Origin of the sequence: Nocardia sp. NPDC058499 (assembly GCF_042719915.1) — a bacterium.
Lineage (GTDB): Bacteria > Actinomycetota > Actinomycetes > Mycobacteriales > Mycobacteriaceae > Nocardia.
The window spans coordinates 340,381-354,651 of sequence record NZ_JBHXMZ010000003.1 but is presented as its reverse complement, the minus strand read 5'-3'; the positions used below and the strand labels follow the sequence as shown (position 1 = coordinate 354,651).

At 68.0% G+C, this 14,271-nt stretch carries 13 protein-coding genes; 6 read left to right on the top strand and 7 right to left on the bottom strand.

The features are described from left to right. Positions 1–102: 102 nt before the first annotated feature. Positions 103–762 (bottom strand): hypothetical protein, encoded by a 660-nt coding sequence (locus tag ACFWPH_RS11850; protein WP_378750101.1) that lies wholly within the window; start codon positions 760–762, stop codon positions 103–105. A 463-nt stretch (positions 763–1,225) separates the two neighbouring features. Here ACFWPH_RS11850 and carD point away from each other — a divergent pair, with 463 nt between their 5' ends. The 6 genes from carD (at position 1,226) to ACFWPH_RS11820 (ending at position 6,067) form a co-directional block, all read left to right on the top strand. Further along, positions 1,226–1,714, top strand: coding sequence for an RNA polymerase-binding transcription factor CarD (carD, locus tag ACFWPH_RS11845; RefSeq protein WP_011206964.1), 489 nt, complete (start codon positions 1,226–1,228; stop codon positions 1,712–1,714). A 2-nt stretch (positions 1,715–1,716) separates the two neighbouring features. Next, on the top strand, positions 1,717–2,427 hold the full coding sequence (gene ispD / locus ACFWPH_RS11840) for a 2-C-methyl-D-erythritol 4-phosphate cytidylyltransferase (RefSeq protein WP_378750099.1): 711 nt from the start codon (positions 1,717–1,719) through the stop codon (positions 2,425–2,427). 5 nt (positions 2,428–2,432) lie between these two features. Beyond that, positions 2,433–2,927 carry a 2-C-methyl-D-erythritol 2,4-cyclodiphosphate synthase gene (gene ispF / locus ACFWPH_RS11835; protein ID WP_378750684.1) on the top strand — a complete coding sequence of 165 codons (495 nt, stop codon included), beginning with the start codon at positions 2,433–2,435 and terminating at the stop codon, positions 2,925–2,927. 271 nt (positions 2,928–3,198) lie between these two features. Then, entirely contained in the window at positions 3,199–4,605 is a 1,407-nt protein-coding gene (gene cysS, locus ACFWPH_RS11830; protein WP_378750097.1) for a cysteine--tRNA ligase, read from the top strand. Then, positions 4,605–5,576, top strand: coding sequence for a 23S rRNA (guanosine(2251)-2'-O)-methyltransferase RlmB (gene rlmB, locus ACFWPH_RS11825; protein WP_378750095.1), 972 nt, complete (start codon positions 4,605–4,607; stop codon positions 5,574–5,576). Before cysS ends, rlmB begins: the two co-directional genes overlap by 1 nt. A 215-nt stretch (positions 5,577–5,791) precedes the next feature. Beyond that, positions 5,792–6,067: a DUF4190 domain-containing protein gene (locus ACFWPH_RS11820; RefSeq protein WP_378750093.1), complete on the top strand. Its 276-nt coding sequence runs from the start codon at positions 5,792–5,794 to the stop codon at positions 6,065–6,067. 6 nt (positions 6,068–6,073) lie between these two features. Here the strand turns inward: ACFWPH_RS11820 and ACFWPH_RS11815 are convergent, their stop codons facing one another. The 6 genes from ACFWPH_RS11815 to otsB form a co-directional block, all read right to left on the bottom strand. Continuing rightward, on the bottom strand, positions 6,074–6,883 hold the full coding sequence (locus tag ACFWPH_RS11815) for an enoyl-CoA hydratase/isomerase family protein (RefSeq protein WP_378750091.1): 810 nt from the start codon (positions 6,881–6,883) through the stop codon (positions 6,074–6,076). A 49-nt stretch (positions 6,884–6,932) separates the two neighbouring features. Continuing rightward, entirely contained in the window at positions 6,933–8,102 is a 1,170-nt protein-coding gene (locus ACFWPH_RS11810; protein ID WP_378750089.1) for an acyl-CoA dehydrogenase family protein, read from the bottom strand. 93 nt (positions 8,103–8,195) lie between these two features. Further along, positions 8,196–9,062 carry a metal ABC transporter permease gene (locus tag ACFWPH_RS11805; RefSeq protein ID WP_378750087.1) on the bottom strand — a complete coding sequence of 289 codons (867 nt, stop codon included), beginning with the start codon at positions 9,060–9,062 and terminating at the stop codon, positions 8,196–8,198. Then, complete coding sequence (locus tag ACFWPH_RS11800) at positions 9,063–9,893, bottom strand: metal ABC transporter ATP-binding protein (RefSeq protein ID WP_378750682.1); 831 nt, start codon at positions 9,891–9,893, stop codon at positions 9,063–9,065. Between the two features lie 534 nt (positions 9,894–10,427). Further along, positions 10,428–11,318, bottom strand: a complete 891-nt coding sequence (locus ACFWPH_RS11795; protein WP_378750085.1) for a metal ABC transporter solute-binding protein, Zn/Mn family — start codon at positions 11,316–11,318, stop codon at positions 10,428–10,430. Between the two features lie 352 nt (positions 11,319–11,670). Further along, positions 11,671–14,223 carry a trehalose-phosphatase gene (gene otsB / locus ACFWPH_RS11790; protein ID WP_378750081.1) on the bottom strand — a complete coding sequence of 851 codons (2,553 nt, stop codon included), beginning with the start codon at positions 14,221–14,223 and terminating at the stop codon, positions 11,671–11,673. Between the last annotated feature and the right edge of the window lie 48 nt (positions 14,224–14,271).

The following is a 14,271-nucleotide window of genomic DNA, read 5'->3' as shown; positions in this document are numbered from 1 at the left end:
CGTTCAGCCCTCGAGGCAATGCGGCGCAGCCGCGAGCATCGAGGGCTGAACGACCACGCCAAAGGGGCCGAAACCCGCGCCGCCGAAGGCGGCGCCAAAAATTCAGTGCCCGCCGGCTGATCCGGTGGTGCTCTTGGAGAGTTCGGATTCGTGGCGGGGGGATTCGATGCCGGCGTCGACCGGGACCTCGACCTGGACGGTGCCGTTCTCCTTGAAGTTGAACGAGACGTTGTAGGTCAGGCCCGGGGTGATGTTCTGGGTCAGCCCGGTGATCTCGATGGCGGCGGGTTTCGTTTCTCCGGCCTCGGTGTCGACGGTTTCGCCGGTGGTGTGGGTTTCCGCGCCGGCGGAGGGGGTCGAGACGACGACCGTTTCGGAGGGCGCGATTTCGATCTTGTCACCCTCGGCCGGGGTGATCTTCACCGTGCCGAGGTCGGTGGTGACGCCGGTGAGTTCGTCGGTGCCGGTTTCGCCGGTGTTGATGATCGACAGCGCCAGCGCCGCCTGGCCGCCGGCGGTGTTTGTGTGGGTGCCGGACCCGGGGTAGACGATATGCACATTGCGCAGCGAGATGTTGCCGGCTTCGGCGGTATTGCCGTTGATCGCCGCGACCTGGTCGGCGGTCTGCGAGACCTGGCCGGCGCTGCAGCCGGACAGGATGATGGCCGCTCCGGCGGCGAGCGCGGCGACCGGCACCAGGCGCCGGCGCCGTCGAGTCGAGGCGACCGGGCTCGCGGCAGTCACAGCAGTCAGGGCAGTCACGGGTTGTCCTCCATGTCCGAGTGGCGCACTCCAACTAGGCACTGTAGTAGTCGCCGTACGGGCCCGGATGCACCGGGCGGTGTCAGGGGGTATTGCGGTATTGGGACTGTGTGATTTGTCGCACCTATTGCCTGCGGGTATCGCTTCCGGGCGACCGAGCGGGTAAAGCTTCGTAGCGGTATGCCCGGTGGGTCGTCCGGTCGGGTCTGCGGTGGCACCCTCTGGCCCCCGCTGACCGGTAACGATTCGGCTTCCGTGCCTCGGTTCCCGGCCCCGGTGTGCCGCGGTGCCGGCCGGTCCGGTGGAGCGTGGAGCCGACACTCGTTCGGCCCCAACGTGATGCACACCAAACACGCCCTGTCAAGCCCCAGTACCTGGTCGTTGTGGCCCTGACCTGCGCAGTTGATCGCGCCGTTATCGAGTCGCGTGTTAAACTGTGAACATCGAAAGGGGCACGGGACACATGATTTTTAAGGTCGGAGATACCGTCGTTTATCCCCATCATGGGGCGGCTTTGATCGAAGCTATCGAGACCCGCACCATCAAGGGTGAGCAGAAAGAGTATCTGGTCCTGAAGGTCGCACAGGGTGACCTCACTGTTCGGGTTCCCGCGGAAAACGCGGAATACGTCGGCGTCCGCGATGTCGTGGGCCAGGAAGGCTTGGATCGGGTCTTCCAGGTGCTACGGGCGCCACATACGGAAGAACCCACCAACTGGTCCCGCCGTTACAAGGCCAACCTCGAGAAGCTCGCCTCCGGCGATGTGAACAAGGTGGCCGAGGTCGTGCGCGACCTGTGGCGCCGGGAACAGGATCGTGGTCTGTCCGCGGGCGAGAAGCGGATGCTGGCCAAGGCGCGGCAGATCCTCGTCGGTGAGCTGGCGCTCGCCGAGGGGACCGATGACGGCAAGGCCGAGACGCTCCTCGACGAGGTTCTCGCCGCGGCGTCCTGACCGTGTACGAACCGGACGGGTCCGGCCGTAACGCCGGACCTGTCATCGCGTTGGTTCCTGCCGCCGGTCGTGGTGAACGTCTGGGAGCGGATGCTCCCAAGGCGTTCGTCCCGGTCGGCGGCACACCCATGCTCGGGCTGGCTGTCGGTGGATTGATGGCTGCCGGGGTTGTCGACGAGATCATAGTGATGGTGCCCGCCCAACTCGTCGAGGCAACGGCAGCTCTGCTCCCCCCTGCGGCACCGGCTCGGATCGTGGCCGGTGGCGCCGAACGTACCGATTCCGTGCGCGCCGGGCTGGCATATGCCGGCGCGGCCGCTCACGTACTGGTGCACGACGCCGCGCGGGCGCTGACCCCACCGGATCTGATTGCCCGGGTGGTGGCCGAACTGCGGGCAGGCCGTTCCGCCGTCGTACCGGCGTTACCGGTGGTCGATACTGTGAAATCGGTCGATACCGCCGGCATCGTGACGGGTACACCGGATCGTTCCGCGTTGCGCGCCGTGCAGACCCCGCAAGGATTCGCCGCCGATGTGCTGCGCCGCGCCTATGAGCATCCGGAGAGTGCCACCGATGACGCGGGCCTGGTCGAACGGCTGGGTATCGACGTGCACACCATCCCCGGCGATCCGCTCGCATTCAAGATCACAACGCCGCTCGACCTGCGCCTGGCCGAAGCCGTGCTCGACGGAAAGCAGGTGGCCGGGCGATGATGGACATCCGCGTCGGTATCGGTACCGATGTGCACCCGATCGAACCGGGACGGCCCTGCTGGATGGCGGGGCTGCTGTTCGACGGTGAAGACGGTTGCGCGGGGCATTCCGACGGCGATGTGGCCGCCCATGCGCTGTGCGATGCCCTGCTGTCGGCCGCCGGGCTCGGTGATGTCGGGTCGGTCTTCGGAACCGGCCGCCCGGAATGGGCCGGGGTGTCCGGCGCCGCCATGCTGAAGGAAGTGCGGCGGCTGCTCGAAGATTCCGGATACGCGGTCGGCAACGCCGCGGTCCAGGTCATCGGTAACCGTCCGCGGATCGGGCCACGGCGGGCGGAGGCCCAGCAGGTCCTGGGTGAGTTGCTCGACGCACCCGTTTCGGTATCCGGCACCACCAGCGACGGGCTGGGGCTCACCGGCCGCGGTGAGGGTATTGCCGCGGTCGCGACCGCACTGCTGCACTGTCCGGGGCGGCCGAGCGACCTCCCCGAGGACCGGTAACCGGACACGATCGGGGACAGCGAAGCCGCTGCACCACGCGAGAGCCGGCGCCCCGGGCCGTCGATGCCGGGTGAGCACAGCACTGCCGGTCCCATCGCGGTGGGAAGTATCACCGCCGCGCCACGAGGATCATGGCCACGCTCCGGCACAATCATCGCTGCCGCGACGGTGCGGCCGAATGCCGCGATACCGGTCGTTGCCGCTACCCTGCCCATATCCCCGCTGCACCACTTCCGAGTGCAATCCACATACGAAACTAGGATCGACTGCCGTGACGCTGCGCCTGTTCGACACCGAGAAACGGACCCTGCGTGATTTCACGCCGCTGGTACCCGGACATGCCTCGGTGTACCTGTGTGGGGCGACCGTGCAGGGTTTACCGCATATCGGCCATGTGCGCAGCGGTGTGGCGTTCGATATTCTGCGCCGCTGGCTGGCCGCGAGCGGGCTGGATGTGGCATTCATCCGCAATGTCACCGATATCGAGGACAAGATCCTCACCAAGGCGGCCGCGGCCGGCCGGCCGTGGTGGGAATGGGCCGCGACGCATGAGCGCGCCTTCGACCAGGCCTACCGGCAGCTCGGGGTGCTTCCGCCGTCGGCGGAGCCGCGGGCGACCGGGCATATCACCCAGATGGTCGATTTGATGCAACGGCTCATCGACCGCGGGCATGCCTACGCCTCCGAGGGCAATGTGTATTTCGATGTGCGCAGCTACCCGGATTACGGCGATTTGTCCGGGCACCGCCTCGAGGACGTGCACCAGGGCGAGAGCGCCGGGCTGGGCAAACGCGATCCGCGCGATTTCACGCTCTGGAAAGCCGCGAAACCGGGCGAACCCACGTGGCCGTCCCCGTGGGGTCCCGGCCGCCCCGGCTGGCATCTGGAATGCTCGGCGATGGCCGAGTTCTACCTCGGTCCCGAATTCGATATCCACTGCGGTGGAATGGATCTTGTGTTCCCGCACCATGAGAACGAAATCGCGCAGTCCAAGGCGGCCGGCCACGGCTTCGCGCGTTACTGGTTGCACAACGGCTGGGTGACCATGGGCGGCGAGAAGATGTCGAAATCGCTCGGCAATGTGCTGTCCATTCCGAATGTGCTGAAATCGGTGCGTCCGGTGGAATTGCGCTTCTACCTGGGCAGTGCGCACTACCGTTCCATGCTGGAATATTCCGATAAGGCGCTCGCCGACGCCGCCCAGTCGTATCAGCGGATCGAGGCTTTTGTGCAGCGGGTCGCCGAACGCGGCGGCGATATCCCGATGGGCAAATGGACCGACGGTTTCGCCGCCGCCCTCGACGACGACCTCGGTGTCCCGAAGGCGCTCGCCGAAATCCATCACGGCGTGCACGAGGGCAACCGGGCGCTGGACGCGGGTGTGCTCGAGACCGCCCGCGAACATGCGGGCCAGGTCCGGGCCATGCTCGATGTGCTGGGGGTGGACCCGCTCGACCCGCACTGGCATACCGCCGCCGATCATTCGCGCGCCGACGCCGCCCTCGACGTGCTGGTCGGTGCCGAACTGGAACGCCGCCAGCAGGCCCGGGCCGCGAAGGACTGGGCCACCGCGGACGCCGTACGCGACCGCCTGCAGGCCGCCGGCATCGAAGTGACCGATACCCCGAACGGTGCCGAATGGTCGCTGGGCACACCTACCCCTGGAAAGGCGGGCTGATGGCCGGCAATTCACAACGTCGTGGTGCGATCCGCAAAGGCGGCAGCAAGAAGGGGCAGGTGGTCGGCTCCGGCGGGCAGCGCCGCCGTGGACTGGAAGGCCGCGGGCCGACACCACCCGCGGAGGCGCGTACCAAACATCCCGCGGCGCGCAAAGCCGCCGCGAAAGCGCGTGCCGCCCAGAAGAGTTCGACCGGCCGTGGGCCCCGCCCGGCCGGCCGGCACGGTGACGACGGGCCGGAGCTGGTCCTGGGCCGCAACCCGGTGACGGAATGCCTGCGCGCCGGGGTCCCGGCGACCGCGCTGTACGTGGCGGTCGGTACCGAGAACGACGAGCGGCTCACCGAAAGCGTACGTATCGCCGCCGATACCGGGATATCCATCCTCGAGGTACCGCGCACCGATCTGGACCGGATGAGCTCCAACGGTTTACACCAGGGGATGGCACTGCAGGTGCCGCCCTACCGGTACGCGCATCCGGACGATCTGCTGTCCCGGGCCCAGCAGTCGGTGGAACCGGCGCTGCTGGTGGCGCTGGACAATATCTCCGACCCACGCAACCTGGGCGCCGTGGTGCGTTCGGTCGCGGCGTTCGGTGGGCACGGTGTGGTGATCCCGCAGCGGCGCAGCGCCAGCGTGACCGCCGTGGCCTGGCGGACCAGCGCCGGGGCGGCGGCCCGGCTGCCGGTCGCGCGCGCCACCAATCTCACTCGTACGCTCAAGGATTGGGCCGCCAAAGGCGTTCAGATCGTCGGCCTGGACGCCGGCGGTGACACCTCGCTCGACGATTTCGATGCCACCGGGCCCACGGTGATCGTGGTGGGCTCCGAGGGCAAGGGGTTGTCCCGGCTGGTCCGGGAGAATTGTGACGCGATCCTGAGCATCCCCATGGCCGGTCCGGTGGAATCACTCAACGCTTCCGTCGCGGCGGGCGTGGTGTTGGCCGAAACAGCGCGGCAGCGTCGCGCCTGACCCCGCCGCGCCTGTTTCCGTAGCGCCGCCGTGGGACCGCACTCCGGAATCGACTGCTCGGCGGCGATCGGTACTGCCGTGATTCGGCCGCGCCGCTGCCGTGCCACCGCCGAACGGACTCCGCGCCCACCTGCGGTCCCGGTCAGCGGGCGGTTCCACGCCGATTCGGTCGCGCCCGGACCGCAAAACCGCCACCGCACCGTAGAATTCGTTCTGTGGTGATACCCAACACGCCCATCGGTAAGCCGGTCGAGCACCCGTATGCGACGGCGGTGCTGCTCCTGGGTGCGGTCAGCCTGCTGTGTTTCGGGCTGACCGGGCCGGTGGCCTGGGCGATGGGTAAACGGGCACTGGATCAGATCGACGAATCGGGCGGCGCCTACGGTGGGCGCACACAGGTCGTGATCGGGTTCACGCTGGGTGTCATCGGCACGATTCTGGCGGTGCTGATGGCGCTGCTGTTCGTCCTGGTATTTCTCACCGGCGGCTGACGGCGATCAGTCCAAGCTCTGCTGCCCGTTCCATTTTCCGGGCTCCCAGGTCGGCCATTCCTCGCTGATCGAACCCGACCAGGTCGGCTGACGGCGTTCCCGGAAGGCCGTCATCGCCTCGCCCGCGTCCCGGCTGCCGGCGATGTGATCGTTCAGATCGGCCTCCAGTTGTGCGACCGTCGCCGGTTCCAGCCCGACCCCTTCCCAGAGCAGACGTTTCGACAGGGCCGCGCTGAGCGGCGCGGAACCGCCCGCGATATCGTGCGCGACTGCCATCGCGGTCGGTAGCACCTCCACCGCGGGCAGGCAGGCATTGGCCAGGCCCATCGCTTTGGCTTCGGCGCCGTCGAAGGTGCGGCCGGTGAGCAGGATATCGGCGGCGTTGGCGAGGCCGGCCAGCCGCGGCAGTGTCCAGTGCGCGTAGCCGTCGGCGAGCACGCCGCGCCGCACCTGGCTCAGCGCGTACACCGCGTCGTCGGCCAGGTATCGCAGATCGCATTGCAAGGCGAGCGCCAGGCCGACGCCCACCGCGTGCCCGTTGACCGCCGCGATCACCGGTTTGCGGATCCGGAACGGGGGCGGATCGATACTCGCGCTCACCTCTCCCACCCGGTCGGACAGATCTGCTCCCGCGCAGAATGCGGGGGGAGTGCCGGTGATGACCACTACTCGGATCGCGTCCTCGGCGTCACACCGCTTCAACGCCGCCCCGAGTGCTTCGGTCATGGCGGGATTGAATGCGTTCTGTTTGGCCGGCCGATTCAGGGTGAGGACGGCGATGCCCGCTGAGACATCGACGAGCAATTCCGAACTCATGGTGGGGAGTGTATTGGTGAACGGCCGTGCCCGGGGTTCCGGGCCGTAATCAGCGCAGAACTTTACGGCTGATGGCGTATTTGTGGACTTCGGTGGGACCGTCGTAGAGCCGGAACGGGCGCATATCGCGGAAGATCATTTCGACGACCGTTTCATCGCTGACACCGATACCGCCGAGGATCTGGACACAGCGGTCGGCGACCTTGAACAGTTCCTCGGAAACGAAGGATTTCGCCATCGAACTCTCGTGCCGGGCCTTTTCGCCCTGGTCCATGAGCCAGCAGGTATGCCAGATGGTGAGCCGGCACTGGTGCAGCGCGATCTCGTTATCGGCGATCATGAACGATACGCCCTGGTGTTCACCGAGTGTTTTGCCGAAGGCCGTGCGGGTCTTGGCGTGGTCGATGGCGATGCTCTGGGCGCGTTCGGCGGCGCCGAGCCAGCGCATGCAGTGGGTGAGGCGGGCCGGGGCCAGCCGCAACTGGGCGTAGCGCAGGGCTTGGCCCGCTTCGCCGAGCAGGGCGGATTTCGGCAGGGTGAGCCGGTCGAAACGGACCACGCAATGCCCGGCCACGTAGTTGCGGTCCATGGTGTTCATGGTGCGTTCGATGACGATGCCCGGCTGATCGCCGTCGGTGAGGAAGAGGGTGGGGCCGGCCGGGAGGTGCGGGTTCTCGGCGAGCTCGGCCATGATGATCCAGGTTTTCGCGCCGTTCGCGCCGGTGATCAGCCATTTGCGGCCGTCGATGGTGAAGTTCTCACCGTCGAAGGTCGCGGTGGTGGACAGCTGAGCCGGGTCGGAGCCGGCGCCGTCGGGTTCGGTCATGGCGAAAACCGACCGCTGGTGGCCGTCGATGACCGGTTTCAGGTAGCGCTCGGTCTGGTCCGCATCGGCGATTTTGGAGAGCAGGAACATATTGCCCTCATCCGGCGCCGCACAGTTCATCGCGACCGGGCCGAGGGTGGACCAGCCGGCGGCTTCGTAGAGAACGGCCTGCTCGACATGCGTGAGACCGCGGCCGCCGAGTTCGGTGGGCGCCTGGATGGTGAGCAGATCCTCGGCACGGGCCAGCTCCACGAGTTCCTGGCGCAGTTCGTCGGTGGGGCCGTGCGCGGTGAGCCGGGGGTCGCGCTCGTAGGGCACGATCTTATCGGCGACGAACTGGCGGATCCGGTCGCGTTCGGCGGCCAGGCCGGCGGGAATCGTGAAGTCGATCATGTGGTGCCCTTCGTTCCGGGAGCGTTGCGCACGAGCATACGAAACCCTCGTACCCCGACTGAAGGCACCTGCCCGCAAAATGGTCCCGCTGGGTTACCGCACGCGGGCGACCTGCCGCTGCCGGGCGCCGATCACCCGGCAGACCAGGTAGATCAGGAACGAGATCGTGGTGACGAATGTGGAGACCGGGGCACCCGGCGCCAGCGACAACAGGATGCCGCCGACCGCCGCGACCTCGGCGAAGATCACCGCCAGTACCGTGGCCCGCACCGGATCGGCGGTGAGCTGCGCCGCGGCGGCCGCCGGTGTGATGAGCAGGGCCAGCACCAGCAGCGCTCCCACGATCTGCACGCCGAAGGCGGCAGTGATACCGAGCATCACCGCGAACAGGATCGACAGGGCACGCACCGGAACCCCGCGGGCCACCGCGACCTCGGGATCGGTACTGGCGAACAGCAGCGGCCGGTAGACGAGGGCGAGCACCGCCAGCACCGCCGCGGTACAGGTGGCCAGCAGGGTCAGCCCGCTGAAGCCGACACTGACGACCTGCCCGGTGAGCAGCGAGAACTTCGACCCCGCACGTTCGGGTCCGAGCCACAGGAACAGCACCGAGAGACCGAGCCCGAACGACAACACCACCGCGATCACCGAATCGCGTTCGCGCGCCCGGGTGCCGAGAATGCCGAAAAGTACTGCCGCGATCACCGAACCGGCGATCGCGCCGATACCCACCCCGGCGCCTACGAGCAGCGCGGCGGCGGCGCCGGTGAGCGACAGTTCGCTGGTGCCGTGTACGGCGAACGACATCTGCCGGCTGATGATCAGCGGCCCGATGGCCCCGGCGAGCAACCCCAGCAGTGCCGCGGCGAGTACGGCCTGCTGTACGAAGTCGTAGCCGAGCAGGTGAACGGTGGTCTGCAGATCGAAGATCTCGGCCAGCACGTCGGAGAGCTTGTCCATCTAGATGTGTGCCTGTCGGGGTTGCCGGCCGGAGTCGGTGCCTGCCGGGTCGGGGGTGTGCGGGGTGCCGGGGTCGCCGTGGCAGTGGGCGCCGGCGGTACCGAGCGCATCCATGGTGTCGCCGGTGCCGACCACCACCAGCCGGCCGCGCACGCGCAGCACATCGACATCGGTCTGATACAACTCCGACAGCACCGCCGAGGTCATCACCTCATCCGGCGTGCCGATCCGGAACTTCCCGTCGACCAGGTAGAGCACCCGGTCCACCAGCGGCAGGATCGGGTTGATCTCGTGGGTGACGAACAGCACGGCAGTTCCGTGGTTGCGGCGCCGCCGGTCGATCAGGCCGGAGACGAGTTGCTGGCTGGCCAGATCGAGACTGAGCAGGGGTTCGTCGCAGAGCAGCACCGCGGGGTCGCCGACCAGGGCCTGTGCCACCCGCAGCCGCTGTTGCTCGCCGCCGGACATGCTCTCCAGTGGAGCCCGCGCGAATTTCTCGGCACCGACATCGGCGATCGCGGCGGCGACCTTACGGCGGCGTTCGGCGCGGCCGCGCAAGCCGAGACCCCAGCGATGGCCGTCCACCCCGAGACCGACCAGATCGGTGCCACGTAACTGCACACCGGCGTCGATGGTGCGCTGCTGCGGGATGTACCCGATATCGGGATGCCCGGCGCGCGGTTCGGCACCACCGATACGGGCCCGCCCGTCGGACAGGCCCAGCTGGCCGAGCAGCACTCGCAGCAGGGAGGTCTTACCGGACCCGTTGGGTCCGAGCACGGCGATGAACTCGCCCCGGGCGACGCTGAGGTCCAGTTCGCGCCACAGTATGCGGTCGCCGAATCCGAGGGTCGCTGATTCGAGCGCGACGGCCGGTGCCTCGTTCCGTGGGCCGTCCGCCGGTACGGCAGTGCGTCCCCGGGCCGGTTCGGCAGTGCGTGCGTCGGGTGAGACGGCGCCCTGCCTGTCGGGCGATACCCTGCTCTCCCCGTCGGGCGATCCCGAACTCCGGCTGCTGGGTGGTGAAGGGTTCTGCCCCCCGCCGGGCGCATCGAACTGCTGCGTATTGCCCGCGGACCGCTCCGAGCTGTTGCCGCCGGTGTCGCCCGGGGACGGTTCCGAGCCGATGCCGGTATCGCCTGCGGGCGGTTTCGAACCGTTGCCGCCGGCATCGGCGGGTGGCAGTGAACCGTCGCTGGTGTCGCCCGTGCGCGGTTGCGACCCGTTACCGGTCGCTTCTGCACCGTGGCCTGCCGCCGTCTTATCCGCGGACAGGGCCGTATCGGCGCCGGATGGTGTGCCGCGACCGTATGCCGACGCGGTTTCGCTCATCGGTTGCATCCGTTCGTCGCTTTCGGGCCGGGGTCAGCCGACGGCGTCGGCCAGCGCCTCGGCATTGCGGGTCTGCCATGCCACGAAATCGAGTCCCGGCGGCAGCGTCTCGGTGACTTCGACCACCGGGATACCGGCCGCGTCGGCCGCCGCCCGCAGATCCTGGCTGACCTTGTCCTCGGTCTGGACGTTGTAGATCAGCACGTCGATCTGCCGGCCGGTGACCAGATCGCGGGTCGCGGCCACGGCTGCCGGGGCGGGGTCGGTTTCCTGCTCGATCGCTTCCTGGTAGTCGCGCGGTGTCCGGTCGACGGTACCGGCGTCCTGGAGCAGGTAGTAGGCCAGTGGTTCCGTCTGCAGCACCGGCGTGCCCGGGTGTGCGCCGGCGGTCCGGTCGGTGAGGGCGGTGACCGCGTCGAGCCGGCCGGTGAACTCTGCGGCCCGGTCGGAATATCCCTGCGCGTGCTCGGGATCGAGTTCGCCGAGAGCTGTGCCGATCTGCTCGGCTACCAGCGCGACGGTTTCCATGTCGTACCAGACGTGCTCGTTCGTATCGTTCTGGATGGCGCTGTCGCGGGTCGCGACGGCTTCGACGGTGCGCTGTCCGCGGCCCTCGATCGCCTTGGCCATGAACTCGTCGTAGTGGCCGCCGTTGTACACCACCAGATCGGCGTCGCTGATCTGCGCGGATTCGGCGGCGGAGGTTTCGTGGGAATGCGGGTCGGCGGCGGGATCGGAGATGATCGCCGAAACCTCGGCGTCCGGGCCGGCCACCGCGCTCGCGATATCGGCCCATACATTGGTAGACGCGACCACCTGCGGTTTCCCCGAATCGTCGCCGGTAGCACCGCAGGCGGTGAGTGCCGCGGCCGTCGCCACACCGATAGTGAGCAGTAAGGCGCTACGGGCGGGTTTCAGTGACACGGCGTACCTACCAAAGAGTTAATGGAAATCGTTTCCGTTTTACTTTAGCAGGAGGCCGGAGGCCTTCCGAACCGACCGTCCAGTGTCTATCGGCTGTGTCCGGCGCTGCGCTTACCGCGTGAGCGGGCAGATCCGTTCACAGCCGCACCCGACTCGACGCAGCCGCGGCGCTCCCCGCGGTAACCGGTCCTACAGCGAACGCCTGGACATGCGATGGCGCCCGAGTCGCCCACGGGCAGCTCTTTGTTCAACCCACCGTGGTGCTCCGCCGAGGAGGCTGGACGCGGCTGATCGGCCCATAGCGGCGGATTCGTGCCGCTGCTACAGGCCGGATGCACCGCGCGTTACCCGCTCAGGCGCCGAGCAACTGGGCGCAGCGGAGCAGGCCCAGATGGCTGTATGCCTGGGGATGGTTGCCCAGGGACCGTTCGGCAACCGGGTCGTACTCCTCGCTGAGCAGGCCCGTCGGACCCGCCACGTCCACGAGTTGGGCGAACAGCGCTTCGGCGTCGGACCGTTTACCGATCAGCAGATAGGCCTCCACCAGCCAGGCCGCGCACAGGTGGAACCCGCCTTCGCCGCCGGGCAGCCCGTCGTCGTGGTGGTACCGGTAGACGGTGGATCCGCTGCGCAGCTCCGCTTCGGTGGCCACAACGGTCGCCGCGAACCGGGGATCCGCGGGATCGATCAGGCCGCTGAGCCCGATATGCAGGGTCGCCGCGTCGAGGTCGGTGCCGTCGTAGGCGGCGGTGTAGGACTGGACCTCGTCGTTCCAGCCCTTGGCTTTCACCTCTTCGGCGATCGTTTCGCGCAGCGGCAGCCAGTCGGCATCGACCGAGCGGTCGAACTTCTCGGCGAGGGTGAGCGCGCGGTCCACTGTGAGCCACCCCATCACCTTCGAATACACGTGATGGCGGGGGTTACCGCGGATCTCCCAGATCCCGTGGTCGGGTTCGGTCCAGCGCCGCTGTACCGCCGACACCATGGCGTGCACGAGTTCCCAATCCGCGTCGGGCAGCACCTTGCGGGGATCGGTGATGCCCTGTTTCTCCCGGGCGTGGGCCAGGCTGGTGATCAGGTCCACGATCGGTCCGAAGACGTCCAGCTGAACCTGCATATTCGCCGCGTTGCCGACGCGGACCGGACGCGATCCGGCGTAGCCGGGCAGCTGATCGATCACCGCTTCCGGGGGCAGCGTTTCGCCGTAGATGGTGTACAGCGGGTGCAGCCGTTCGGGGCCGGGCAGGGTTTCCAGTACGCGGTGCACCCAGTCCAGGTACTGCTCGGCCTCGCCCAGTGAACCCAGCGCGACCAGTGCGCTCGCGGTCAATGCGGCGTCACGCAGCCAGCAGTAGCGGTAATCCCAGTTGCGTACTCCGCCGATGTCCTCGGGCAGCGAGGTGGTGGCCGCCGCCAGAATGGAACCGGACGGGGCATGCACCAGGCCGCGCAAGGTGAGCGCGGAACGCTTCATCAGGTCGGGTTTGAGCACCGGCAGGTCCAGCGTTCGCGCCCATTCCGACCAGTACAGTTCGGCAATCCGGCGGCGTTCCGGTTCGCTGGTCGCGGCGGGGCCGAGATCGTTCGACCCGCACCGCAGCTCCAAGACAACCGGGCCCTGCGACGGGTCCACGACGGCGCTGGCCGAATCGTGCACGCCGTCGCTGTGGATCTCCCAGGCGACGCCGGGGGAGCGCAGTACCACCGGGTCGTTGGTGCCCCATACCCGCAGCCCGTCGCGTTCCACCTCGATGGATACCGGGACCTGGCCGAATTCGGGCCGGGGTCCGAAGGTCACCTGGGCCGAGGTGGTGCCGGTGATCACGCGGGTGAGGTCGGTCCGGTCGGGGTCCACATCGTGGGGGAGGTAATCGACGACCGACAGTTTCGCCCAGCGGGTCTCCACGGTCATGGTGCTGTCGATATAGCGCTGCGAGAGCGGCAGACCCGGCCGCTGCGGGGTGATCGAGAAATGACCGGCGTCGAGCCCGCCGAGCAGATGCGCGAATACCGCCGCGGAATCCGGTTCGGGATGGCAGAACCAGGTCACCGTGGCGTCCGGGGTGAGCAATGCCACCGAACGTGGGCTGGCGAGCATGCTCAGGCGTTCGATCGGCGGCGCGCTGGCACCGGCCAGCCACGTCCGGCGTTCCTCCAGCAGGTAGGCCAGGGCATGCGAGACCGCCTCCGTGCTGTCCACTCGATACTTGGCCAGCGACTCGCCGTCGCCGACCTTGATACCGATATCGGGGCCGGACAGGACCCGGAAGGCTTTCTCATCGGTGACGTCGTCACCGAAGAACACCGCGGCCGAGGCGCTTTCCTGATGCCGCACGGTGCTCAGCGCGGAACCCTTGTCCGTGGGGACGACCGCGAGTTCGATGACGGCCTTGCCCTCGGTCACCTGCACACCGACCCAGGACGCCGGGCCCTGCCGGGCCTGGTCGAGCGCGCGGCGCCCCACCTCCGGTGCCGCGTTGCGCACATGCAGCGCGACGCTGGCCGGTTTGACCTCCACGGAGGCGCCGGTATTCTCCGCGGCGATCTTGCTCAGGGCCGTGACCACTTCACGCAGCAGCTGTCTGGCGTCGTTATCGATGGCGTGGACGAAACCCACGTCGAATTCCGAGCCGTGGCTGCCGATCAACTGCACCTCTACCGGCAGTCTCGACAGTGCGGCGAGGTCGCGTAGGGCGCGGCCGGAGATGACCGCGGCTGTGGTGCCGGTGAGCCCGGCCAGCGCGCGTAAGGCCCGGACGGACTCACCGTGCGGGTACGCCTTGGACGGATCGGAGACGATGGGTGCGAGGGTCCCGTCGTAATCCGATGCGACCAGTAGCCGAGGCACGCGCGCGACTGTCGCCAGCGCTCGGCGGAGTTCCAGTGGCAGATCCTGTGCGCTCACGCATCCAACCTATTGATCGGAGTTTTCGTTAAGAGGGGGCGCGCATGA

What these genes read in the sequence shown, in the direction of transcription:
- carD (WP_011206964.1), top strand. Translation starts at nt 1,226, where the DNA reads ATGATTTTTAAGGTCGGAGATACCGTCGTTTATCCCCATCATGGGGCG.
- rlmB (WP_378750095.1), top strand. Translation starts at nt 4,605, where the DNA reads ATGGCCGGCAATTCACAACGTCGTGGTGCGATCCGCAAAGGCGGCAGC.
- ACFWPH_RS11815 (WP_378750091.1), bottom strand. Translation starts at nt 6,883, where the DNA reads ATGAGTTCGGAATTGCTCGTCGATGTCTCAGCGGGCATCGCCGTCCTC.
- ACFWPH_RS11810 (WP_378750089.1), bottom strand. Translation starts at nt 8,102, where the DNA reads ATGATCGACTTCACGATTCCCGCCGGCCTGGCCGCCGAACGCGACCGG.
- ACFWPH_RS11805 (WP_378750087.1), bottom strand. Translation starts at nt 9,062, where the DNA reads ATGGACAAGCTCTCCGACGTGCTGGCCGAGATCTTCGATCTGCAGACC.